The following is a 22007-nucleotide window of genomic DNA, read 5'->3' on the forward strand; positions in this document are numbered from 1 at the left end:
AATTGTTCCATTCATCATGAATTGCGCCGGTAAATTGACACAAGCATATGCGCTCGTCATCTTTCGGACCGACATTGTTGCAAGTTCTATAGAATTAAACCGTAACCGTTACGTGTGGAGCACACCCGATGGCCAGCCCTTTTCTCCTGACGAAGCGCCTTATGGGCGCGAGCCTTTTTCTTGGCGCGTTGTCCCAGACTGCCTTCGGCTTCGAAGCTGAGGACGTGGCGTCGGCCCTCAAGGCCCAGCTTGACCGCCAGCAGGTGGAACTCGAATGGGAAGCTGTGCGGCAGGAAGGCGGCTCGGTGGTTCTCGAAGGTGCAACCGCCGGGAACCAGCATGCCGAGGAGACGCTCCCGCTCGGTGAAATCCGCCTTGAGGAGGTCAGCGAGACCGATGCCGGCTACCGCATCGAAAACCTTGATATTGCTTCGCTCTCCCACGAATCGGACGACGCGACGATCTCGCTGAGCGGCCTTTCGATCAGTGGTCTCATACTGGCCAAGGACGGCGCGGCCGATCCCTATGGCGGCGCTTTGCGCTATGACCGGTTCGAGGTCGAGCATGCCGAGATGCGCGATGAGGACGGCGCCCTCCTGGGGTCCGTCGATGGCCTCTCTGCACAGATGTCGATCTCCGGCGAGGACGAAGCCATGGAGGTTGTGGGCGGAGCAGAGCGGTTCACCGTCGACATGACAACGCTCCCCGAAGGCGAGAACCCGCGCAAGACCATGCAGGAACTGGGCTATGAACAACTGACCGGCTCGCTCGACCTTTCCGGCCGCTGGCGACCGTCGGACGGGCAACTCCTGCTCGACCGCTACGCCCTCACCCTCGATGACGGCGGCACGCTAGTCCTTGCGGGTGAAATCTCCGGCTATACGCCCGAATTCATCAGGACGATGAACGAGATGGCCGAGAAAATGAAGGACGAATCGCAAGGATCGAATCAGGGCATGGCGATGCTGGGAATGATGCAGCAGCTCTCCTTCCATCGGCTGTCGATCCGGTTCAACGACGATTCGCTCAGCGGCAAGCTGCTCGACCTCGCCGCCTCCAAACAGGGCGGAACGCCGCAAGACGTCATCGCGCAGGCGCAGATGATCATCCCAATGCAGCTTTCGCCGTTCCTGGGTTCCGAACTTACGAGTGAAGTGACGCAGGCGGTAACCACTTTCCTGAAATCGCCCGAAAACATCGAAATCAGCGCCATGCCGAGCGCCCCCGTGCCGTTCGCGATGCTCATCGGGGCGGCCATGGGCGCGCCGGAAATGCTGGCCAAACAGGTAGGGCTTACGGTGAAGGCGAACCAGTAGGCGATCTGGACGGCGCTGGCTGCTAGAGCGACAGCCGGCGTTCCTCCAGCCAGACCTCAATGCAGGCCGCCACGATCAGCCGCGCGCCCTCCAGCATCTCCTCGCGTCCAAGAGCATTGGCCGGGCCGCCATCTTCGTCCCGCAGCGACGGCACATGGATGAAGCCGGACATGGCCGGAGCGATGCGTGGCCATTGCGGGCTGAGCGACAGGTAGAAAAGATAGTTGCAAAGATAGCCGCCGGCATCGTTGGACCACGAGACAGGCAGGCCATGCGCCTTCAGCGCTGCCTCGATACGCGTGAGCGGCAGGGTCGAGGGCAGCGCGGCCTCGCCCTTGCAGATGCGGTCGCTGGCGGCGAGTTCGCCGGCATTGTCCGCCCTGCCCCGCCTGATCTCGTTGCGGGCGATGCGCTCCAGCGTAAAGCCCTGCGCCACGGCGCTCAGGCCGAAATGGATTGCGATGTCGGGGGAGAAATCCTCGCCCAGCCTTTCAGCGTTGCGGGCCACCGTGCCGTATTCCACAGCGAGCACTGCTGAGCGCAGGTCGGCATCGGGCCAGGGTTGCCTTCCCAAAGCTTCCGCCAGCCATTCGGTCGGGTTGACCGGCGCGCCGGGAAACGGGCCGAAGCCTGTGACGAGAACGCGCGGACGGGCCGGTTCGCATTGTTGCGAGCTGGCCGCCACCGCGTCAGTCCTTCTTGACCGGAGCTAGTCGCAGATGCAGTTCGCGAAGCTGCTGCGGGGTGGCCTCCGACGGCGCCCCCATGAGCAGGTCCTGAGCCTGCTGATTCATCGGGAACATGGTGACCTCGCGCAGATTCTTCGCTCCCACCAGCAGCATGACGATGCGGTCGATGCCTGCGGCCATGCCTCCATGCGGCGGCGCGCCGTACTGGAAGGCCCGGTAGAGCCCGCCGAAGCGTTCTTCCACGGTCGCCTGGTCGAAGCCGACGATCTCGAAGGCCTTGACCATGACTTCCGGCAGGTGGTTGCGGATGCCGCCCGAGGCGATCTCGAAGCCGTTGCACACCATGTCGTACTGGAATGCCTTTATGGAAAGCGGATCCTCGCTCTCCAGCGCCTCCAACCCGCCCTGGGGCATGGTGAAGGGATTGTGGCCGAAATCGACGCGCTTCTCGTCCTCGTTCCACTCGAAGAATGGGAAATCGACGATCCAGCAAAGCTCGAAGCGGTCGCGGTCGACGAGGTTCAGTTCCTCGCCGGCGCGTGTGCGGGCGGCGCCGGCAAAGGCAACGAATTTCTTTGGATCGCCAGCAACGAAGAAGCAGGCGTCGCCGTCATCGAGGCCGAGCTGGGTGCGGATCGCTTCAGTGCGTTCAGGACCGATGTTCTTAGCGAGCGGGCCGGCGCCCTCCAGTCCGTCGCCTTCCTTGCGCCAGAAGATGTAGCCGAGACCGGGCTGCCCCTCGCCTTGCGCCCATGAATTCATGCGATCGCAGAAGGCGCGGGAGCCGCCGGACTTGGCGGGAATGGCCCAGACTTCTGCCTTCGGGTCGTTTGCGAGGATGTTGGCGAAGACCTTGAAGCCTGAGTCGCGGAAATGCTCGGAGACGTCCTGCATCTCGATGGGGTTGCGCAGGTCGGGCTTGTCGGAGCCGTATTTGCGCATGGCCTCGTCATAGGGGATGCGGCGGAAGGTTTCGGTGACCGGCTTGCCGTTTGCGAATGCCTTGAAGATGTCGCGGACGACCGGCTCCGTTGTCTGGAACACGTCCTCCTGCACGACGAAGCTCATCTCCAGATCGAGCTGGTAGAACTCGCCCGGCAGGCGGTCGGCGCGCGGGTCCTCGTCGCGGAAACAGGGCGCGATCTGGAAATAGCGGTCGAAGCCCGAGACCATGATGAGCTGCTTGTAGATCTGCGGGGCCTGCGGCAGTGCATAGAACTGGCCCTCGTGCAGCCGCGAAGGCACCAGGAAGTCGCGCGCGCCCTCGGGCGAGGACGCCGTCAGGATCGGCGTCGAATATTCGGTGAAGCCCGCCTCGCCCATGGCACGGCGCATCTCGGCGATGATCTTCGTGCGCGCGACGATGTTCTTGTGCAGCGTTTCGCGGCGCAGGTCGAGGAAGCGGTATTTGAGGCGGATGTCCTCGGGGTAATCGGGCTCGCCGAAAACGGGCAGCGGCAGTTCCTTGGCCTGGGAAAGCACCTCGATCTCGCGGGCGAATACCTCCACCATACCGGTCGGCAGGTTCGGGTTGATCGTCTCGTCCGTGCGCGCCTTGACCTCGCCGTCGACGCGGATCACCCACTCGCCGCGCACACGCTCGGCGGTCTGGAAGGAGGGCGAATCGGGATCGGCGACGATCTGCGTGATGCCGTAATGATCGCGCAGATCGATGAAGAGCAGGCCGCCATGGTCGCGCACGCGATGGACCCAACCCGAGAGACGGACTGTCGCTCCAACGTCGGATTTTCTGAGTTCGGCGCAGGAATGGCTGCGGTAGCGATGCATGGTCGTGTCGTCCGTGTGTTGGAATATGCGCGGGGACCGTTGAGAACCGGCCCTTCGAGATCGGCGCGAAAAGCGCATGAGAGGTGCGATTTGTCAAGGCGTGCGGGGATTGGACAGACGGCTGACGCGGCAGGTCGTTCCCGGAACGGACGATAGGATGTGAATACAAATCTTCACATTTCTGCCATCTGCGCATAAACAGGTTTCATGGAACTGATCAAAACAAGACAAGAGCTCGAACAGATCGTCTCCGAGCTCGAAAAATCCGACTTCGTCACTATCGATACCGAATTCATTCGCGAGACGACGTTCTGGCCGGAATTATGCCTCATCCAGATGGCTGCGCCGGGCGTGACGGCGCTGGTCGATCCGCTCGCGCCTGACATGAACCTCAAGCCATTCTTCGAGCTGATGGCGAACGAGGCGGTGACGAAGGTGTTTCACGCCGCGCGGCAGGACATCGAGATCATCTTCAATCTCGGAGAACTCATTCCGCATCCCATCTTCGACACGCAGGTCGCCGCGATGGTCTGCGGCTTCGGCGACAGCATCTCCTATGACCAGCTCGTCGCACGCATCACGGGCGACCGGATCGACAAGACGTCGCGCTTCACCGATTGGCGGCACAGGCCGCTTTCCGATAAGCAGCTCGACTACGCGCTGGCCGACGTAACCCATCTCATCCCCGTGTACCTGCATCTCAAGCAGCAACTCGACCGTGAGAACAGGGCGCACTGGCTGAACGAGGAAATGGATGTCCTGACGGCGCGTCAGACCTACGATCCGCATCCCGAAGACGCCTGGAAACGGTTGAAGCTGCGGGTGCGCAAGCCCATCGAACTGGCGGTGATGCAGCGCGTAGCGACCTGGCGCGAGTTGGAAGCGCGTGAGCGCAACGTACCCCGCGGCCGGGTCCTCAAGGATGACGCCATCTACGAAATCGCCCAGCAGCAGCCGACGGACATGCAGGCTCTGGGAAGGCTACGCTCCATCCCAAGGGGCTGGGAACGCTCCGGCGCGGCGACCGGTCTTCTGGAAGCGGTCAACGCCGCTCTCGCCCTGCCCCGGGAAGATCTGCCGAAGCTGCCAAAGCCGATCCATGCGCCTGAAGGCGCAGCGGCGGCGGCCGAACTCATCAAGGTTCTGTTGAAGCTCGTTGCTGAGCGGGAGGGGGTCGCCCCCAAGATGCTCGCTTCCAGCGACGATATCGAGCGAATCGCGGCCGAAGGCGAGAAGGCCAATGTTCCAGCACTTTCGGGCTGGCGGCACGAAGTTTTCGGCGGCGAAGCCCTGAAGCTGATGCGCGGCGAGACCGCCCTGCGCTTCAATAACCGTCGCATCGAGACGTTTTCACCCAGCCCTGACCTGGTGAACGCCGCCGAATAGACCGCTGCGGTGTTCCGCACGCGTTCCTTCGCAATCTAAGACTCGGCGACCTCCAATGTCAGGTCGAGCCCGGTAACTCTGGCCAGATGCGCCATACGGCCATGCGGGCGCTCACCCATGAGAGCGGCGTGCGAGCGCGGCACCAGCAGAGCCAGCGCGCCATTGTCACGCTTCTCCCACTTTAGTTGTGGAATAATGCCGGGCATTGACGCGGACAGCAGATAGACCACGCGCATCAGGCCGCCCAGAAGCCGGGCGCGCTCTACATAGACCGGGGTCGCAAGCCGGCGCATCTCCGGCGACAAGCCGTCATTGAACAGGCCTTCATGGCGGAACAGGTTGGTGAGCGCGATGAAAGCACGGCCGGCATGGTCGATCCCGCTGAAAGAGCCATGGGCGATGATATTGAGCGACTGGGTGCCCCGATACTCCGGGTGCGCACGCCAGCCGATGTCGGCCATGAGACAGGCGGCCCTTCGGTAGCGCGCCTCATTCTCGGTTTCCTGTATGCCGAGCGCCTGGAAGGCTCCGGCCGACCAGTCGGCCAGTTCGCGCGCATGGGTGACGGAACGCGATCTCAGAAGGGCCAGTTCTTCGGCCGCCGAAATCAGCGGGTCCGTTTCACGCACAGCCTCTTCAAGCAGCGAATAAAGATAACCCTCGCGCACGCCATTGGCGGAGATGACGATCTTGGAGGGCTTGGCGGCGCGGATGACCTCAAGCAGCACGGCGGCGCCGTAGGGCAGCAGGGCACGGCGGTTCTTCGAGATCCGGTCAATCCCCTTCATCTTGTCGATGCCGCCCTTGGCAACGCGCTTCAGGAAAGCTGCATGCCGAACCGGGTCCATCTCGTAATAGTGCATGACTTCAAGGGGATACCCGATCACATTCATGTGGAGCCGTGCAAGATTACGCCACGTGCCGCCGACGCAATAAAATGCCCTGCCCGCGCCATGACCCAACCAGTCCGCGCGGGCGAACTCGTGCCGGGTGATGCGGGTCGCGGCCGCGACGGACCCTTCGGACATTTCGCGCAGACGAAGCCCCCCCAGCGGCAATGTGATTCCGTCGCCCATGTCGCGATCCTTCACATCGACGAGTTCAAGGCTGCCGCCGCCAAGATCGCCGACGATGCCGTCAGGCCTGTGAAAGCCCGACATGATGCCGAACGCCGAATATTTCGCTTCCTCGCGCCCCGACAGAACGCGAATCTCCGTTCCGAGAATCTCTTCGGCACGGGCGATGAAATCGGGACCGTTCGTCGCCTCCCGTGCGGCGGCGGTCGCCAGAACGTGGAGCGACTGAGCGCCAGCCTGCTCCGAAAGCGCGCGGAAGCGCCGGAACTCCTCGACGGCCCGGCTCACCCCGTCGGGATCGAGTTCGCCGGTGGTGACGATCGATTTGCCGAGGCCGGCAAGCATTTTCTCGTTGAAAAGGACGGTCGGGGACCGCGCAATCCCTTCGTAGATCACGAGACGAATCGAATTGGATCCGATGTCGATGATCGAAAGGGGCCGGCGATCCTGCAGCCGGCCTTGCGATGCTTTTATGCCCACGCGCCGTCAGCCGCCGGCTTCGGCCTTCTTGCGGCGTTTGAAGGCCGCAATGCGCTTTGGCGCATGGGATTTAAGAGCATCGCCTCGGCCCGAAAGGCTGGGATTGGTCATGAAGTATTCCTGGGCGTTGAAGGTTTCCTCTCCATCCTCGGGCACAATGCGCCTCGAGGTGCCGTCTGGCAATACTTCGAAACTTTGCTGGTTGTCCATGATATTGCCGAGCATGATCTGGCCCAGCACCTGTTCATGCACAGTCGGGTTGGTGATAGGCACCATGGTCTCGACCCGCCTGTCGAGGTTGCGGGGCATCAGGTCGGCGGACGAGATGTAGACGATGGCCTCGTCGGAGGGCAGCCCGTGGCCATTGCCGAAGCAATAGATGCGGCTGTGTTCCAGGAACCGGCCGACGATTGACTTGACCCTTATATTTTCCGACAGGCCGGGCACTTGCGGCCGCAGGCAGCAAATGCCGCGCACGACCAGGTCAATCTCCACGCCGGCGCGGCCGGCCTCATAGAGAGCGTCGATGATTGCGGGGTCGACGAGCGAATTCATCTTCATCCAGATCTGCCCCGGACGCCCCGCCTTGATGTGTTCCACCTCAGCCGTGATGTGCCGCAGAATGCGGTCGCGCAGCGTGAAAGGAGAAACGGCGAGCTTCATGTCCACATCGGGCTCGGCATAGCCGGTGATGAAATTGAAGACCTTGGCCACGTCATGGGCGATGCTCGGATCGTCGGTAAAATAGGACAGATCGGTATAGATGCGCGCCGTGATCGGATGGTAATTGCCCGTGCCCAGATGGCAGTAGTTGCGCAGCCTGCCCTCCTCGCGACGCACGACCAGCGACATCTTGGCGTGGGTCTTCAATTCGATGAAGCCGAAAACGACCTGCACGCCCGCCCGCTCCAAGTCGCGCGCCCAGCGGATATTGGCTTCCTCGTCAAAACGGGCCTTGAGCTCCACAAGAGCCGTGACCGATTTGCCCGCCTCCGACGCGTCGATCAGCGCGCGCACGATGGGGCTGTCATTGGAAGTGCGGTAGAGGGTCTGCTTGATCGCCACGACATCAGGATCCTGGGATGCCTGACGCAGGAACTGCACCACGACATCGAAGGATTCGTAGGGGTGATGGACGACCAGATCCTTCTCGCGGATGGCGGCGAAGCAGTCGCCGTTGTGCTCGCGAATGCGCTCGGGAAAGCGCGGATTGTAGGGTAGGAACTTCAGTTCCTCGCGCGCGATCTTGACGATCTCGGAAATCTGGTTGATTGCCAGCGGCCCTTCCAAGACGCTGATGCGGGTCGGCGGCACACCGAGTTCCGTCGCCACGAAAGCGCGCAGGGACTCCGGCATCGAACGTTCGAACTCGATGCGGATCACCGAACCACGGCGCCGGCGTTTCAGCGCGCTTTCGAACAGGCGGACCAGATCCTCCGCCTCTTCCTCCACCTCGATATCGCTGTCGCGGATGATGCGGAATGTGCCCGACCCGTTGACCTTGTAGCCGGGGAAGAGCTTGCCGATGAAAAGCTCGACCACATCCTCAAGCGCGATGAAGCGGATGGTCTTGCCGCGCCGGGGCAGTTCTATGAAGCGCTGCAGGGCGACGGGCAGGCGCAGCAGGGCCGTCATCGCCTCACCGTCCGTCAGGTTCTGGAGATCGAGCGCTACGGAGAAGCCGAGATTGGGAATGAAGGGGAACGGATGCGCCGGGTCGATGGAGAGCGGCGTCAGCACCGGATAGATGTCGTCCAGGAAATGCGCCTCGACCCATTTCTTGTCGTCCGCTGTCAACGCACCGGACCGGATCAACTCGATATCCTCCTTCTTGAGCAGTTCCAGAAGGCGGGAAAGACTTGCATGCTGGTCCACCTGCAGGCGGCTTACCTCGCGGAGAACCTGATCAAGCTGCTCTTCCGGTGTGCGCCCATCGGCGCTGCGGGTGGCGATGTTCTCGCGCACCTGACCGGCCAGGCCGGCGACGCGGACCATGAAGAACTCGTCAAGATTGTCGGCAGAGATGGAAAGGAAGCGCACACGTTCCAGCAGCGGATGGATGGCATTCTGCGACTCGTCGAGCACCCGCCTGTTGAACTGGAGCCAGGAGAACTCGCGATTGACGAACCGGTCGGGGCCGGCGACCGCATCGGCAGCGCCCTGGGCCGGGAACTCGCTTTTGACTGGTTTCAACTCGTTCATCGTCTTCTCGCTGTGTTACTGAATACCCGGCCGAATGCCTGGCAACCTGCTACGTTGCACCGCGCCATATTATGCAGTGACATGGTTTTGCGACAGTTTCATATCACAGGCTTGCAAAGAAGCCGTTTATGCTACAAACGCAGCCCATATGCTGGTGCAAATCTGCGGGAGAATGACATGGCTGGCGATACGATACCGCATTTTCACAACACGGCTGGGCATCGTTCGATCGAGATCGGCGTGAAGGAATTCATGTGCGTCGGCGCGGCCGCTCCCGACGACCATCCCCATGTGTTTCTGGACATGGGTGACGATGTCGAGCGCGTATGCCCCTATTGCTCGACGCTCTACCGCTTCAACCCCGAGCTGAACGCGTCCGAGACCCGCCCCGAGGATTGCCGCTACACCGAAGCGGCTTAGATCCAATCTCCGTGAAAAGGCACGTCGTCGTCGCAGGGGCCGGAATTGCTGGCCTGACGGCCGGGCTTGCCTTTGCCGCGCAAGGGTTCGACGTTTCCATCTACGAGCGAGCCGACGCCCTCGAGGAAGCGGGCGCGGGCCTGCAACTTTCCCCGAATGCCACACGCATCCTTGACCGCCTCGGCGTCACGGCCCGTCTGGCCGGCAAGGCTGTCGCTCCGGAGGCGATCCTCCTCAAGGACGCGGCAACGCTGAAGCAGCTTGGGCGGGTGCCGCTCGGGCGAAAGGCCGAAGCGCGTTGGGGAGCGGCCTATCTGGTCGTGCACCGCGCCGACCTTCAGGGGGCGCTTGCGGAGGTGGTCGGCGAGACACCCTCCATACGCCTGGTAATGGGCGAGAGCGTCGACGACGCGGCTTTCCAGGGCGAGGCGGTCGCGGTTCGTCTTTCCTCGGGCGCTCAGGTGGACTGCGGATTGCTTGTGGCGGCCGACGGCGTGTGGTCACGGTTGCGAAGGCTGGCTGGCGACGGCCAAAACAGGTTCAGCGGCCATGTCGCCCATCGTGCCGTGGTGCGTGCCGGCGATGTGCCGGAAGGCATCCTGAGTTCGGAAAATGACAGTGTCTGCGCGCTGCTCGCCCCCGGTTTCCATCTGGTAACCTATCCTGTGCAAGGGGGCAGCCAGGTCAACCTGGTCGCCGTCACACGGGGGCGCGACCTCGGTCGGCGCTGGACAAGCGAGGCCGACATGACCGCGCTGGTCGCAGCCATGGCTGGCGCCTCCCCTCGCTTGCGCATGCTCGTCTCAGTGGCTGCGCCCTGGAGGACGTGGCCGCTGCATACCATCGGCAGCCTGCGGCGCTGGCACCATCCGGGCGGCATGGCGCTGATCGGCGATGCCGCCCATGCGTTGACGCCCTATGCAGCGCAGGGAGCGGCGATGGCGATCGAGGACGCGGCCTTGCTGGCCGTTCTGCACGCGCGGGGCGGAGAGCGCGCCGCAATGCTTCAACGCTTCGAGACCCTGCGCAAGCCTCGACTGAAACGCGTCGCCGCGCGCGGCCGCTTCAACCGCTTCGCTTGGCACGCCGGCGGTATCGTTGCGCGCGCGCGCAACGTCGCGCTTGCGCTCAGGAGCGAGGAGCGGCTGCTGGCTGATCTCGACTGGCTCTATGGCCACGACGCAGAGGCAACGCCCGGCCGGTGATGCGGCCCTTGATGACGCAGGCGGATCAGTGCAGGATCTGCGACAGGAACAGCTTGGTGCGCTCGTGCTGCGGGTTGTCGAAGAACTCGGCCGGCTCGTTCTGCTCGACGATCTGCCCCTGATCCATGAAGATCACCCGGTTGGCCACCTGGCGCGCGAAACCCATCTCGTGGGTGACGCAGATCATCGTCATGCCTTCCTCGGCGAGGTCGACCATGGTGTCGAGCACCTCCTTGATCATCTCGGGATCGAGCGCGGAGGTGGGTTCGTCGAAAAGCATGATGCGCGGGTTCATACACAGTGCACGGGCGATGGCCACCCGCTGCTGTTGCCCACCGGAAAGCTGGCCGGGATATTTGTTGGCCTGCTCGGGAATCTTGACCCGCTCCAGATAGCGCATCGCGGCGGCCTCAGCCTCCCGCTTCGGCATCTTGCGCACCCAGATGGGCGCCAGCGTGCAGTTTTCCAATATGGTCAGATGCGGGAACAGATTGAAGTGCTGGAATACCATGCCGACCTCGCGGCGCACTTCGTCGATCTTCTTGAGGTCGTTGGTGAGTTCGATGCCGTCGACGATGATCTTGCCCTTCTGGTGCTCCTCCAGCCGGTTGATGCAGCGGATCATGGTGGATTTGCCGGAACCGGACGGGCCGCAGACGACGATACGCTCGCCGCCCATGACCTTCAGATTGATGTCCTTGAGGACATGGAACTCCCCGAACCATTTGTGCATGTCGACGATTTCGATGGCGACATCCGTATCGGATATCTGCATCTCACCGTGGCCGGGCGCTTCTTTTTTTTCTGCCTGACTTGCCATTGTTTTCCCCTTGCCAGCCCGGGCGGCCGGCTATCGTTTGTGGCCGGTGTCGAGCCGGCGTTCCATGAATATCGAATAGCGCGACATACCGAAGCAGAACAGCCAGAAGATGAAGCCCGCGAAGACGAGGCCGGTGATCGGTGTCTGCGCCGAGGCCCAGTTGGCATCCGCGAAATTCAGTCGGACGGCGCCCAGAAGATCGAACATGCCGATGATGTAGACCAGGCTCGTATCCTTGAAGAGGCCGATGAAGGTGTTCACGATCCCCGGAATGACGAGCTTGATGGCCTGCGGCAGCACGATCAGGTTGGTCTTCTGCCAATAGCTCAGCCCCAGCGCGTCCGCACCCTCGTACTGTCCCTTCGGGATCGCCTGCAGCCCGCCGCGGATGACCTCGGCCATATAGGCGGAGGCGAACAGCGCGACGCCGATAAGCGCCCTCAGGAGCTTATCGAAGGTGGTGCCGGGCGGCAGGAAGAGCGGCAGCATGACACTGGCCATGAACAAAATGGTGATCAGCGGCACGCCGCGCATCGTCTCGATGAAGATGATGCAGATGAGCTTGACGACCGGCATCTGCGACCGTCGCCCGAGCGCCAGCACAATGCCGAAGGGCAGCGAGACGGCGATACCGACATAGGCCAGGACCAGCGTGACCGTCAGCCCGCCCCAAAGCGGCGTCGGCACTTCCCGCAGGCCGAAATAGCCGCCCGACAGCAGGAAGAAGCCGACGATGGGGAACACCAGGAACAACAGGATGGCGTTGAGCCCCTTGCGCGGCACCCTCGGCATGAGCATGGGCACCAGCAGCGCCACGAAGATGAGGCCGGTCAGATAGACGCGCCAGCGCTCATCTACCGGGTAGCGCCCCACCATGAACTGCAGGAACTTGGCACGGACGAAGGCCCAGCAGGCGCCGGACCAGCCTTCCGGCTGCATCCCGCCCTGCACCACGGTGGCGCAGAACGTGCGGTCGGTGCCGAACCACTGCGCGTTGAAGAAGGCCCAGTTCAGCACCGGCGGGACGATCGAGAAGATGATGAACAGCCCGATCAGCGTGAAGATCGTGTCCGTGATATTGGCGAACAGGTTCTTGCGCAGCCACCGCACCAGGCCACGCTCGCGGAGCGGCGGCGCCTGCTCGGCAACCATCTGCGCGCGGACGAAGGAGAGATCGTGTTCCTGCATGGCCGTCCCCTATCTCTCGACCAGCGCCATGCGCGCGTTGAACCAGTTCATGAAAGCCGAAGTCATCAGGCTGAGGCCCAGATAGACGACCAGCCAGATTGCCACGATCTCGATGGCCTGCCCCGTCTGGTTGAGGGCAGTACCGCCCGTGGCGACCAGGTCCGGATAACCGATGGCTATCGCCAGCGACGAGTTCTTGGTCAGATTCAGATACTGGCTCGTTAGCGGCGGGATGATGATGCGCAGGGCCTGGGGCACGATGACAAGCCGCAGGGCCTGCCGCGGGCGCAGGCCCAGCGCGAACGAGGCCTCCGTCTGTCCGTGGCTGACGCCCAGCACGCCTGCCCGCACGATCTCTGCAATGAACGCTGCGGTATAGAAGGACAGCGCGAGATAGAGCGACAGGAACTCCGGTTTGACCTGCATGCCGCCGCGTAGATTGAACGTGGAAAGCTCGGGGTAGGAGAATTCCAGCGGCATACCCGTCAGCACGAAGGCCAGCAGGGGCAGCCCGACAATAAGACCCAGGCTCGTCAGGAAAACCGGGAATTGCTGCCCGGTGGCCTCCTGGCGTTTATAGGCCCAGCGCCGCACGAAGAACGCGAAGACCAGCGCCAGCAGGAAGGCGATCACGATCAGGCCGGATCCCTCTCCCCAGAGAAACTTCGGGAAATAGAAGCCGCGCCCGTTCAGATAAGTGTTGAAAGGGAGTTCAATGCTGTCGCGAGGACCGGGCAGCACCGACAGCACGCCGAAATACCAGAAGAAGATGACGAGCAGCGGCGGGATATTGCGGAAGACCTCGACATAGACGAGGCAGATCCGGTTGATCAGCCAGTTCTTGGACAGCCGTCCGACACCGACGATGAAGCCGATTACGGTAGCCGTGGCAATGCCCAGCACCGCCACCAGAAGCGTGTTCAGCAAGCCGACCAGCAGGGCCCGACCATAGGTCGAGTCCGACGTGTACTCGATCATGCTCTGACCGATGTCGAAGCCGGCGCGACTTTGCAGAAAGCCGAATCCCGACGCGATATTGGCGCGCTGCAGATTGGCTACGGTATTGCCGACGATCCAGTAGACGAAGGCGAAGAGGCCGACAAAGACGATGACCTGATACGCGATCGATCGAAGCTTTGGATCATAAAGCAACGGTACTCGGGGAGCCTCACGGCCCTCCGCGACTGAGTCCTGGGTTGCCATATCGATACCCGATGAGGGGGGCGAAAGGCGGCTGCCGCCTTTCGCCCGTCATGAAGGCGAAGTTTCGTCGATCAGCGGATCGGCGGGCCGTACTGAATGCCGCCCTTGGTCCACAGCGCATTGATGCCGCGGTTGATCTTGAGCGGGCTCTCGGCGCCTACATTGCGCTCGAAGATTTCTCCGTAGTTTCCGACATGCCTGATGATGCGGACAACCCAGTCTTCTTCAAGCCCCAGATCTGCGGCCAGCTTGGACCCTTCCTCGGTGCCGAGCATGCGCGAGATGTTGGGATTGTCGGACTTCAGCATCTCGTCGAGATTGTCTTGGGTAATGCCGTATTCCTCGGCATTCAGCATCGCGAAATAGACCCATTTCGCGATGTCGAACCACTGATCGTCGCCATGGCGCACGACCGGGCCGAGCGGCTCCTTCGAGATGATCTCGGGCAGCACGACATGGTCGTCCGGATTGGCCAGCGTGAGGCGGATTGCGTAGAGGCCCGACTGGTCGGTGGTGTAGACGTCGCAACGGCCTGAATCATAAGCCGCATTCACCTCTTCGAGCTTCTCGAACACAACAGGATTGTATTCCATGTTGTTGGCCTTGAAGTAATCGGCCAGATTGAGCTCGGTCGTGGTGCCGGATTGCACGCAGACGGCAGCACCGGAAAGCTGAAGGGCGGAGTTAATGCCCTGAAGCTTCTTCGCGTTGATCATGAAACCCTGGCCGTCATAGTAGGTGACGCCGGCAAAGTTGAGGCCGAGCGCGGTATCGCGGCTGATGGTCCAGGTGGTGTTTCGCGAGAGGATGTCGACCTCGCCCGACTGGAGCGCGGTGAAGCGTTCCTTGGCGGTCAGCGCCGTGAAGCGAACGGCGTCCGGATCGTCGAAGATCGCAGCGGCTACGGCGCGGCAGTAATCGACGTCCAGGCCTGTCCAGTCGCCACTGTCGTCCGGCGCACTGAAACCGGCAAGACCGGTGGAAACGCCGCACTGCACGTAACCCTTCGACTTCACGTCGTCCAGGGTGGCTGCCGAGGCTGGAGCTGCCGCGATGGCAACGGCCGAGCCGAGCAGTGCCGTGATAAGTTTCTTCATGTTCATTGACCCTTTATTTTTAGCGTACAGGGTTCATCCCCTTGGTTACTTGTGCGGAAGCTTGCGTATCCATTCAGATGAACACCTGTATCGGTTGCACGCTTCCTCTCCCATGCACAGAGCCCATCGAATGCCATATTGCAGCGCGGGTCAAGTGCGAAAGGGACAATGATGTCAATTGGCTCCGGCCTGCCGCGTACAAGGCGGCGCAGGGTTGTGCTGCGGGCGCGAAGAAATTAATCGAGGACAATCGCCGTGCAAGCGGCCCTACCAGAAACGAAGGCAACATTATGGGCAAGAACAACGCGACGCATGGCGTGAACACAAGGCTAGCGCATGTCGGCAACGACCCGCGCGACTTTCACGGCTTCGTCAATCCCCCGGTCGTCCATGCCTCGACGGTGCTCTTTCCCGACGCGGCCACGATGGCCGCGCGGAGTCAAAAATATACTTATGGCACGCGCGGGACACCCACCACGGATGCCCTCGGGGCGGCGGTCGATGCGCTGGAAGGATCGGCCGGCACGATCGCCGTGCCGTCGGGCTTGGCTGCGGTCTGCGTCCCGCTGCTCGGCTTTCTTTCTGCGGGCGACCATGTGCTGATCGTCGACTCGGTTTATCATCCTACCCGCCGTTTCGCCGACACGATGCTCAAGCGGCTTGGCGTGGAGGTGGAATATTACGATCCGCTGGTCGGCGCAGACATAGCACGGCTGATCAAGGGCAACACGAAGGTCGTCTTTACCGAGTCGCCCGGCTCGAACACCTTCGAGATGCAGGACATTCCCGCCATCGCCGCCGCCGCCCATGCGGCGGGCGCCGTCGTGATGATGGATAACACATGGGCCACACCGCTTTATTTCCGGCCGCTCGATTTCGGCGTCGATATCTCCATCCACGCTGCTACCAAATATCCGGCCGGCCATTCCGACATTCTGCTCGGCACCGTATCGGCCAACGAAGCCTGCTGGGGGCGGCTTTACGACGCCTATCTGACGATGGGCGTGTGCGCCGGCCCGGACGATGTCTATCAAGTGTTGCGAGGGCTGCGCACCATGGGCGTACGGCTCGATCGTCATCAGCAAAGTGCACTGCACCTTGCCCAGTGGCTGGAAGGCCAGGACGGCGTGGCTCAGGTCCTGCATCCGGCCCTTCCCTCCCATCCCGGCCACGCCATCTGGAAGCGCGATTTTTCCGGTGCCAGCGGCATCTTCTCCATCGTTCTCGATGGCGGTGGCCAGGCGCAGGCCCATGCCTTTCTCGATGCGCTGGAGATTTTCGGGCTCGGCTATTCCTGGGGCGGATTCGAGAGCCTTGCGGTGCATGTGCAACTCGACGACCGGACCGTTGCAAAGGGGCCCGAGGCCGGTCCAGTCATACGCCTGCAGATCGGCCTCGAGGACGTCGACGACCTCCAAGCCGACATCGAGAAAGGGCTGGCTGCCGCAGCCCGCTAGCGCGCCGTGCGTCCATTCGGACGCACGAAGGACGCTCCATCTAGGTGTTGTTCAGCATTTTTCTGGTCGCTCCAGAGGAGAGATCGCGCCCGTCTGTCGCTGGGATCCCGGCGTCAGGCGACGATCTCAATGGGCACAGACTGCATGATTCGGTCACGCCCGGCCCTCTTGGCTTCATACAGGAAGGCATCGGCCTCGTTGAGCACGTCGTCGACGGACTGGCCAGCGCGGTGCATCGACAGGCCGATGCTGACAGAGGTTTGCAGCCCCTCTATGCCGGCGGAGCGGCCGGCTTCCCGGCAGGCGCGGTGAATGCGGTCACAGACCCTGCGCGCCTGCTCCAAATTTACTCCCGGCAAAAGCACGACGAACTCCTCGCCGCCCAGGCGTGCGGCGATATCGACATCGCGCGATGCCGCGCGGATCGCTTCTCCCATGATCTGGATGACGCGGTCGCCGGTGGCATGGCCGTAGTGGTCGTTGATGCGTTTGAAGTGGTCGATGTCGATATATAGGATCGCGCCCGCTGGCGCATTGCGCGCCTCCGACAATACCTTCTCAGCCAGAATCATGAACTCGCGCCGGTTCTTGAGGCCGGTGAGATAGTCGGTCCTCGCGGCGTGATCGAGCTCTTCGGCCAGCCTGAAGACCTTGGCGGTCTGGCGCAGGAACATGCAGGCGATAGGAAAAGCGATGGCGATCGTGATGACCGCGGTCAGAAAGAGGTCGAGAAGCAGCCGATCGGCGAAGAAGATGCTGTAGAAGAACACCGTCAGCGCCTCCGCCGCGACGGTGGCTATCGCCGTGATCAGAAGGCCCTGCCGCCAGATCGGCCATTCCTTCATACAGCCGTACAGCCCGTCGATTCCGCTCACCCACACCTCCCTTGGCTGGCCGCATGATAGGCCGGGCAGGTAAGCATCCGGTTATCAGCACACACGGATTTCAGCGATTTCGCAGGGTGCGAGGACGATGGCGCTCGGCCGGGTCGTCGTCGTTTCCGTCGTTTTTCAACCTCCCCGCTATTTGCCCATAACCGTCTCTCTGCCTCACACAGGATACATGATCGAACGCATCCAGAGGGCTCCCAACCGCCTGGCTCGCACCGCCTCCAGTTATCCCTGCCGCCAGAAAGCGGAATACGAGGGTGCGGTTGCCGGCGAGCTCTTCGAGCGCAGCCGCGCCTCGGACACGAGGTGAAACGCTGCCGTGTGCGCTCAGAATAGCCGGTCCTCCCGCCCCCCGGACCGGCTTGCCCAAAGCCTCGTCTGCCGTGCCTTCGGGCATCGTCAGGCGGGGCTTTGGGACCCTTCCCTGGTAACAGTAAGCGTGACCGTCAGATATCCGCAACGCCAGCCAATGGACGCGCTACGTGCCCGCGAAGCCGCTTGTCGACAGGATGATGATCCTGAAACTTCTGGACGAATGCATTGCGCTGGGCCTTCAGGAAGAAGAATTGGACATCCTGCTCGTGCAGCACGGACCCGTCGATCTGAACCTCCTCGAAGAGTGCAAAAGGATGCATCCCGGATTCGACGGCTCGGCGCAAACGTCCATCCGGTCGATCCTCGCAGATCGGAGCCGGAATTATCGGCATCCCTGATTCCAAAGGTTTGCGGTCAGGCGGAATCACCTGGCGACTGCGCAACTGCGGAAAAACAAGGAGATGGAGCGTCCTTGTGTCGCGCGCTGATGGACGCACGGCGCGTTGACGGCACAACCCCTCGGCAGCTGCGCTATCTTGCCGGGGCTTCAAACGCCCCTTGCACAGCAGCCGAGACCTCGGACGCGGTTGTCTCCACGAGAGCTTCCACATCTGCCGCGAGCCTCCCCTGAGCGCTGAGCCTGCCCGAGCCGAAGGCTTCGTTGGTGCGGCCATCGAGCACGTTCCAGAAGATCGTCAATCCCTCGCCATGGGCGTGCACTTCCGACAACACCTTGATCACTGATACCCCTTCGGCCAAGCGCATGGTGGTCTCCACCACATGAAGATAACGTTCCGGCTCCGGCACGGCGACGATGCGCGAACCGCCCTGTCCGAGTCGGCCCCATAGTGCCTGCGTAAGCTTTCTGCTGATCGACAGCGTGGTGGCTGAGGCATCGGTTGCGCGCGCGCTGTCGACCACGACAACGGGCCGCGTGTCCCCCGTGCCGCCTCTGGGTATCCCTGTCAGCAGATAGGCGCCCAGCGTTCCGGCGAAAATGGTGCACCCCACAGCAGCCAGAACGATGCGCCGGCGCCCGCTCGCGCCTGTCGCGCCCCATGACCGGAGCGGACGCCATGGAAGAGCGCGTTTGAAAACCGGCACGTAGCCGCCGAGCGGAATATCGATTCGTACTGGGTCGGCACGGCCGTCACCCTGGTAATATGTGTGCAGCGACCGGCGTAGCTGGCCGGCCGCGATGCGGACGATGGGGTCTGTGGAAGCGTCGAAGCTGGCATCCCGGCCGAAAACGTCGACGGCCACAGTAAAGGCCTTGATGCGGTCGGAGCGGCCGGCCACCGTTTCCTCCACGATGAATCTGAGGAACCGCTTGTTGCGCTCGGAAGCCTTGAAATTCGGGTTGGCCAGCAGGGAATCGAGAGCTGAAAGGCGATAGTCCGGCTGCGGCTTGCTCGTATTGGCCACCCGCTCAGTGAGCGAGGCCATAGCCCCGGCCGCCGGCTTTTCATCTATCGGCTCGACCTGCCCGGCCGTTTTTGCGTTCGTGGCATTGCCCATCGCTCGTCAACAACCTCGATTGTGGCGCATCTCCTGGAAAAGAGACCGCCGGGGCATCGCTCCGGGCCCTCAGCCGGGGCTACGATTGTCTGTCTTCGAAAGTGGCTTTACGCATTTTCAACGCGATACGGACCAGGCGACGGGCATAGATCAGGCGGATCGGCATCGCCCCGTTCCGCTCCCCCGCCTCGCGGCAGGAGCGGTCGATTTTCGAGAGCTGAGACCACAGTTCATAGGTTCCGATGGACTTTTCGTCTGCCAGCCACTGCGACCATCGTTCGACGGGTCCCGCGAAGGGAACGCCCGGGAACGGATCGAACCAGTCCTTGGCGAACAGGCGGGGTTTCATGGCAGAACCACTGTGTCTGTCGCCGCTCGGGCCGAGCGGACCGTCATGGCGATACGGCGTATCGCCGGCGTCCTACCTGCTCGGTTGAGAGTCCTGCCGTCTTGCTGCGCTGATTCGTTCATGGTTCGAGGTCAGCCCGACAGGCCATTATGAACAAATAAGACACCGCGCCGGAGCGCGTCAGGCCGTCTCCGGGCAGTTTCGACACAGAGGAGGAGCGACTTGTCAGGTCATTGAAAAACTGGTGCTGCCGGAGAGATTTGAACTCTCGGCCTCTCCCTTACCAAGGGAGTGCTCTACCCCTGAGCTACGGCAGCATATGAGCGCGTAATGTGCGTCCCAAGGGCGCATGCGCTGTAAGTCGGCGGCGTTCTGCCATATCGTATGGCCAAGCGCAAGCACTAGCTCGACGTTACAGAACGGGTATTTTGGCCGCACTACACGTTGAATACCGGCCATTGTGGGAAGGAGTAGGAAATTGTCCGCCAAAGATCAGGGAAGGCCCGAAAGAGCGAGCAGCAAGGGTGACGCGCGCGCGGAGCGGCTGGCGGCTGAACTGCGGGCCAATCTGGCGCGTCGAAAGGCACAGGCGCGATCCAGGCGAGCCGGCGAGGCGGATCACCGGGACGAAGGAATCCCCTCGGCGAAGCCTGACGATGACGACAGCCGGTCGTGAAGGTTTCCGGCAGGCGCGCATTTTCTTGAACAGTACGGCGGCTTGCTCTAGACCGGGCAACCAACCTTAGACAATCTGGGGCAATTCCCCGGGAAAGAGACGTTCATGGACCGTATTCGCATTCGGGGGGGCAGCGCGCTCAACGGCACGATTCCTGTCTCCGGGGCAAAAAACGCAGCGCTTCCCCTGATGATCGCGTCGCTTCTGACCGACGATACGCTGACACTGGAGAATGTCCCGCATTTGGCCGATGTCGAGCAGCTCATCCGCATCCTCGGCAATCACGGCGTCGATTATTCGGTGAACGGCCGCCGCGAGAATCAGGACAAGGGTTACTCGCGCACCATCCATTTCACCGCGCGCAGCATCGTCGATACGACCGCGCCTTATGAGCTTGTCTCCAAGATGCGGGCGAGTTTCTGGGTGATTGGCCCGCTTTTGGCGCGCAGAGGTGAGGCGCGGGTCTCGCTGCCCGGCGGCTGCGCGATCGGCACGCGGCCTGTCGATCTGTTTATCGATGGCCTGCGGGCGCTTGGCGCGGAGATCGATATCGAGGGCGGTTACGCCAATGCCCGAACCAGGAACGGGCTCGTGGGAACACGCTATGTGTTTCCCAAGGTTTCCGTCGGCGCGACGCATGTTCTGATGATGGCGGCCGCGCTCGCCAAGGGCGAGACGGTGCTGGAGAACGCCGCGCGCGAACCCGAAGTGGTGAACCTGGCCGAATGCCTGAACGCCATGGGCGCGAAGATTTCGGGCGCGGGCACGGCGACGATCGTGATCGAAGGCGTGTCGTCGCTCTCGGGCGCGCGCCATCGCATCATTCCCGACCGCATCGAGACCGGCACCTATGCGATGGCGGTGGCGATGACCGGTGGAGACGTATTCCTGGAAGGAGCGCGCCCCGACCTGCTGGAATCAGCCCTCAGCATCATCGAGCAGACCGGCGCCGAAATCACCCGGGCCAATACCGGCATCCGCGTGCGGCGCAACGGCGCCGGAATCGCGCCGGTCGACGTGTCGACGGATCCTTTCCCCGGCTTTCCGACCGATTTGCAGGCGCAGTTCATGGCGCTGATGACGATGGCGAAGGGCACCTCGCACATCACCGAAACGATCTTCGAGAACCGTTTCATGCATGTGCAGGAACTGGCCAGACTTGGCGCCAAGATTTCGCTGTCGGGACAGACTGCCATCGTGGAGGGCGTGGGTCAGCTCAATGGAGCGCCTGTCATGGCGACCGACCTTCGGGCCTCGGTCTCGCTCGTCATTGCCGGACTTGCGGCGGAGGGCGACACGCTGGTCAATCGCGTTTATCACCTCGACCGCGGCTTTGAACGGCTCGAGGAAAAGCTGTCGGGCTGCGGCGCGGAGATCGAACGGATTTCAGGCTGAAGTTGGCCTGGTGTCGCCGAAATACCGGAGCGCTTGTGCCGCTGCTCGGGGACTTGGCGCGAATGATTGCGTAGCGGTCGGAGAGTGTGAATGGATCTGTTGAAGCTCGTCGCCCTGGATGAAGAGGACCTGGCCGTCATATCGGCCCATGTGCAGGACGCTGTACTGAAAGTGCGCGACCTCACCTTCCTGCAGCACGAGAAGCGCTTCGCGCTGGCCATGAACCGCTTCGCATGGGAGCGGGAGAAGCGCGGCCTCTTCCGGCGCAAGCATGAACGGCACTACAGTGTGCTGCATTTCGAGCGGGTTCTCTCCGCGCGGTCCGCCGGCATCAAGATGGACAAGCCCGACGACGTGCTGTCGCTGCTCGCCGTCCGCTTCGTCGCGGGCGAGCAGCCTTCCGGCACGATTGAACTGCTGTTTTCGGGCGATGCGGCGATCCAACTCGACGTGGAATGCATCGAGGCCCGGCTTGGCGACACGGGCGCGGCCTGGGATACGTCCATCCGCCCCCGCCACAGCACCTGACGGAGCCCA

Annotated in this window: 20 protein-coding genes and 1 tRNA gene; 8 read left to right on the forward strand and 13 right to left on the reverse strand. The window is 62.4% G+C overall.

Annotated elements, in window-relative coordinates:
- The first annotated feature begins 128 nt into the window (after positions 1-128).
- Complete coding sequence (locus tag N1058_RS00305) at positions 129-1316, forward strand: hypothetical protein (protein WP_265515495.1); 1188 nt, start codon at positions 129-131, stop codon at positions 1314-1316.
- Positions 1317-1338: 22 nt separating this feature from the next.
- Here the strand turns inward: N1058_RS00305 and N1058_RS00310 are convergent, their stop codons facing one another.
- Together N1058_RS00310 and aspS are read right to left on the reverse strand one after the other, a co-directional pair.
- Positions 1339-2001, reverse strand: coding sequence for a pyroglutamyl-peptidase I (locus N1058_RS00310; RefSeq protein ID WP_265515496.1), 663 nt, complete (start codon positions 1999-2001; stop codon positions 1339-1341).
- Positions 2002-2005: 4 nt separating this feature from the next.
- Positions 2006-3793 carry an aspartate--tRNA ligase gene (gene aspS, locus N1058_RS00315; RefSeq protein WP_265515497.1) on the reverse strand — a complete coding sequence of 596 codons (1788 nt, stop codon included), beginning with the start codon at positions 3791-3793 and terminating at the stop codon, positions 2006-2008.
- A gap of 207 nt (positions 3794-4000) precedes the next feature.
- On the opposite strand from aspS, the gene rnd reads away from it, so the two are divergent.
- The gene (rnd, locus tag N1058_RS00320) at positions 4001-5179 is read left to right on the forward strand and encodes a ribonuclease D (RefSeq protein ID WP_265515498.1); all 1179 of its coding nucleotides are present in this window, start codon (positions 4001-4003) and stop codon (positions 5177-5179) included.
- Positions 5180-5214: 35 nt separating this feature from the next.
- Here the strand turns inward: rnd and ppx are convergent, their stop codons facing one another.
- Positions 5215-6735, reverse strand: coding sequence for an exopolyphosphatase (gene ppx / locus N1058_RS00325; protein ID WP_265515499.1), 1521 nt, complete (start codon positions 6733-6735; stop codon positions 5215-5217).
- 6 nt (positions 6736-6741) lie between these two features.
- On the reverse strand, positions 6742-8937 hold the full coding sequence (locus N1058_RS00330) for an RNA degradosome polyphosphate kinase (protein ID WP_265515500.1): 2196 nt from the start codon (positions 8935-8937) through the stop codon (positions 6742-6744).
- A gap of 177 nt (positions 8938-9114) precedes the next feature.
- Here N1058_RS00330 and N1058_RS00335 point away from each other — a divergent pair, with 177 nt between their 5' ends.
- Entirely contained in the window at positions 9115-9357 is a 243-nt protein-coding gene (locus N1058_RS00335) for a zinc-finger domain-containing protein (RefSeq protein ID WP_265515501.1), read from the forward strand.
- A gap of 11 nt (positions 9358-9368) precedes the next feature.
- The gene (locus tag N1058_RS00340; RefSeq protein ID WP_338040600.1) at positions 9369-10562 is read left to right on the forward strand and encodes an FAD-dependent monooxygenase; all 1194 of its coding nucleotides are present in this window, start codon (positions 9369-9371) and stop codon (positions 10560-10562) included.
- Between the two features lie 25 nt (positions 10563-10587).
- On the opposite strand, the gene N1058_RS00345 is transcribed toward N1058_RS00340, so the two are convergent.
- The 4 genes from N1058_RS00345 to N1058_RS00360 all read right to left on the reverse strand — a co-directional run bounded on the left by N1058_RS00345 (position 10588) and on the right by N1058_RS00360 (position 14870).
- Complete coding sequence (locus N1058_RS00345) at positions 10588-11337, reverse strand: amino acid ABC transporter ATP-binding protein (protein WP_265515894.1); 750 nt, start codon at positions 11335-11337, stop codon at positions 10588-10590.
- Positions 11338-11412: 75 nt separating this feature from the next.
- Positions 11413-12570 carry an amino acid ABC transporter permease gene (locus N1058_RS00350; protein WP_265515502.1) on the reverse strand — a complete coding sequence of 386 codons (1158 nt, stop codon included), beginning with the start codon at positions 12568-12570 and terminating at the stop codon, positions 11413-11415.
- A gap of 9 nt (positions 12571-12579) precedes the next feature.
- Complete coding sequence (locus tag N1058_RS00355; protein WP_265515503.1) at positions 12580-13773, reverse strand: amino acid ABC transporter permease; 1194 nt, start codon at positions 13771-13773, stop codon at positions 12580-12582.
- Positions 13774-13844: 71 nt separating this feature from the next.
- Positions 13845-14870 (reverse strand): amino acid ABC transporter substrate-binding protein, encoded by a 1026-nt coding sequence (locus tag N1058_RS00360; RefSeq protein ID WP_265515504.1) that lies wholly within the window; start codon positions 14868-14870, stop codon positions 13845-13847.
- A gap of 290 nt (positions 14871-15160) precedes the next feature.
- Here N1058_RS00360 and N1058_RS00365 point away from each other — a divergent pair, with 290 nt between their 5' ends.
- Positions 15161-16327, forward strand: coding sequence for a cystathionine beta-lyase (locus N1058_RS00365; protein WP_265515505.1), 1167 nt, complete (start codon positions 15161-15163; stop codon positions 16325-16327).
- A gap of 113 nt (positions 16328-16440) precedes the next feature.
- On the opposite strand, the gene N1058_RS00370 is transcribed toward N1058_RS00365, so the two are convergent.
- The gene (locus N1058_RS00370) at positions 16441-17202 is read right to left on the reverse strand and encodes a GGDEF domain-containing protein (RefSeq protein ID WP_265515506.1); all 762 of its coding nucleotides are present in this window, start codon (positions 17200-17202) and stop codon (positions 16441-16443) included.
- Positions 17203-17389: 187 nt separating this feature from the next.
- Between N1058_RS00370 and N1058_RS00375 the strand changes: the two genes are divergently transcribed.
- Positions 17390-17527 carry a hypothetical protein gene (locus tag N1058_RS00375; protein ID WP_265515507.1) on the forward strand — a complete coding sequence of 46 codons (138 nt, stop codon included), beginning with the start codon at positions 17390-17392 and terminating at the stop codon, positions 17525-17527.
- 136 nt (positions 17528-17663) lie between these two features.
- Here the strand turns inward: N1058_RS00375 and N1058_RS00380 are convergent, their stop codons facing one another.
- From N1058_RS00380 to N1058_RS00395, 4 genes are all read right to left on the reverse strand, one after another.
- Positions 17664-17852: a hypothetical protein gene (locus N1058_RS00380; protein WP_265515508.1), complete on the reverse strand. Its 189-nt coding sequence runs from the start codon at positions 17850-17852 to the stop codon at positions 17664-17666.
- A 211-nt stretch (positions 17853-18063) separates the two neighbouring features.
- On the reverse strand, positions 18064-19050 hold the full coding sequence (locus N1058_RS00385) for a hypothetical protein (RefSeq protein ID WP_265515509.1): 987 nt from the start codon (positions 19048-19050) through the stop codon (positions 18064-18066).
- Positions 19051-19129: 79 nt separating this feature from the next.
- The gene (locus tag N1058_RS00390; protein ID WP_265515510.1) at positions 19130-19399 is read right to left on the reverse strand and encodes a hypothetical protein; all 270 of its coding nucleotides are present in this window, start codon (positions 19397-19399) and stop codon (positions 19130-19132) included.
- Between the two features lie 242 nt (positions 19400-19641).
- A tRNA-Thr gene (locus N1058_RS00395) sits at positions 19642-19716 on the reverse strand.
- 464 nt (positions 19717-20180) lie between these two features.
- Here N1058_RS00395 and murA point away from each other — a divergent pair.
- Together murA and N1058_RS00405 are read left to right on the forward strand one after the other, a co-directional pair.
- Positions 20181-21470 (forward strand): UDP-N-acetylglucosamine 1-carboxyvinyltransferase, encoded by a 1290-nt coding sequence (gene murA, locus N1058_RS00400; protein WP_265515511.1) that lies wholly within the window; start codon positions 20181-20183, stop codon positions 21468-21470.
- Positions 21471-21560: 90 nt separating this feature from the next.
- Complete coding sequence (locus tag N1058_RS00405) at positions 21561-21998, forward strand: DUF2948 family protein (protein WP_265515512.1); 438 nt, start codon at positions 21561-21563, stop codon at positions 21996-21998.
- Positions 21999-22007: the final 9 nt, after the last annotated feature.

The organism is Nitratireductor luteus, assembly GCF_026162365.1.
In the GTDB taxonomy this organism is placed as follows: Bacteria; Pseudomonadota; Alphaproteobacteria; order Rhizobiales; family Rhizobiaceae; genus Chelativorans; species Chelativorans luteus.

Bases quoted from the DNA above. Each gene is read 5' to 3' on its own strand.
- N1058_RS00345 (WP_265515894.1), bottom strand. From the start codon at position 11,337: ATGCAGATATCCGATACGGATGTCGCCATCGAAATCGTCGACATGCAC.
- N1058_RS00355 (WP_265515503.1), bottom strand. From the start codon at position 13,773: ATGGCAACCCAGGACTCAGTCGCGGAGGGCCGTGAGGCTCCCCGAGTA.
- N1058_RS00350 (WP_265515502.1), bottom strand. From the start codon at position 12,570: ATGCAGGAACACGATCTCTCCTTCGTCCGCGCGCAGATGGTTGCCGAG.
- aspS (WP_265515497.1), bottom strand. From the start codon at position 3,793: ATGCATCGCTACCGCAGCCATTCCTGCGCCGAACTCAGAAAATCCGAC.
- N1058_RS00390 (WP_265515510.1), bottom strand. From the start codon at position 19,399: ATGAAACCCCGCCTGTTCGCCAAGGACTGGTTCGATCCGTTCCCGGGC.
- N1058_RS00305 (WP_265515495.1), top strand. From the start codon at position 129: ATGGCCAGCCCTTTTCTCCTGACGAAGCGCCTTATGGGCGCGAGCCTT.
- murA (WP_265515511.1), top strand. From the start codon at position 20,181: ATGGACCGTATTCGCATTCGGGGGGGCAGCGCGCTCAACGGCACGATT.
- N1058_RS00405 (WP_265515512.1), top strand. From the start codon at position 21,561: ATGGATCTGTTGAAGCTCGTCGCCCTGGATGAAGAGGACCTGGCCGTC.
- rnd (WP_265515498.1), top strand. From the start codon at position 4,001: ATGGAACTGATCAAAACAAGACAAGAGCTCGAACAGATCGTCTCCGAG.
- N1058_RS00375 (WP_265515507.1), top strand. From the start codon at position 17,390: ATGATCGAACGCATCCAGAGGGCTCCCAACCGCCTGGCTCGCACCGCC.
- N1058_RS00380 (WP_265515508.1), bottom strand. From the start codon at position 17,852: ATGCATCCTTTTGCACTCTTCGAGGAGGTTCAGATCGACGGGTCCGTG.
- N1058_RS00385 (WP_265515509.1), bottom strand. From the start codon at position 19,050: ATGGGCAATGCCACGAACGCAAAAACGGCCGGGCAGGTCGAGCCGATA.
- N1058_RS00330 (WP_265515500.1), bottom strand. From the start codon at position 8,937: ATGAACGAGTTGAAACCAGTCAAAAGCGAGTTCCCGGCCCAGGGCGCT.
- N1058_RS00365 (WP_265515505.1), top strand. From the start codon at position 15,161: ATGGGCAAGAACAACGCGACGCATGGCGTGAACACAAGGCTAGCGCAT.
- N1058_RS00335 (WP_265515501.1), top strand. From the start codon at position 9,115: ATGGCTGGCGATACGATACCGCATTTTCACAACACGGCTGGGCATCGT.
- N1058_RS00360 (WP_265515504.1), bottom strand. From the start codon at position 14,870: ATGAAGAAACTTATCACGGCACTGCTCGGCTCGGCCGTTGCCATCGCG.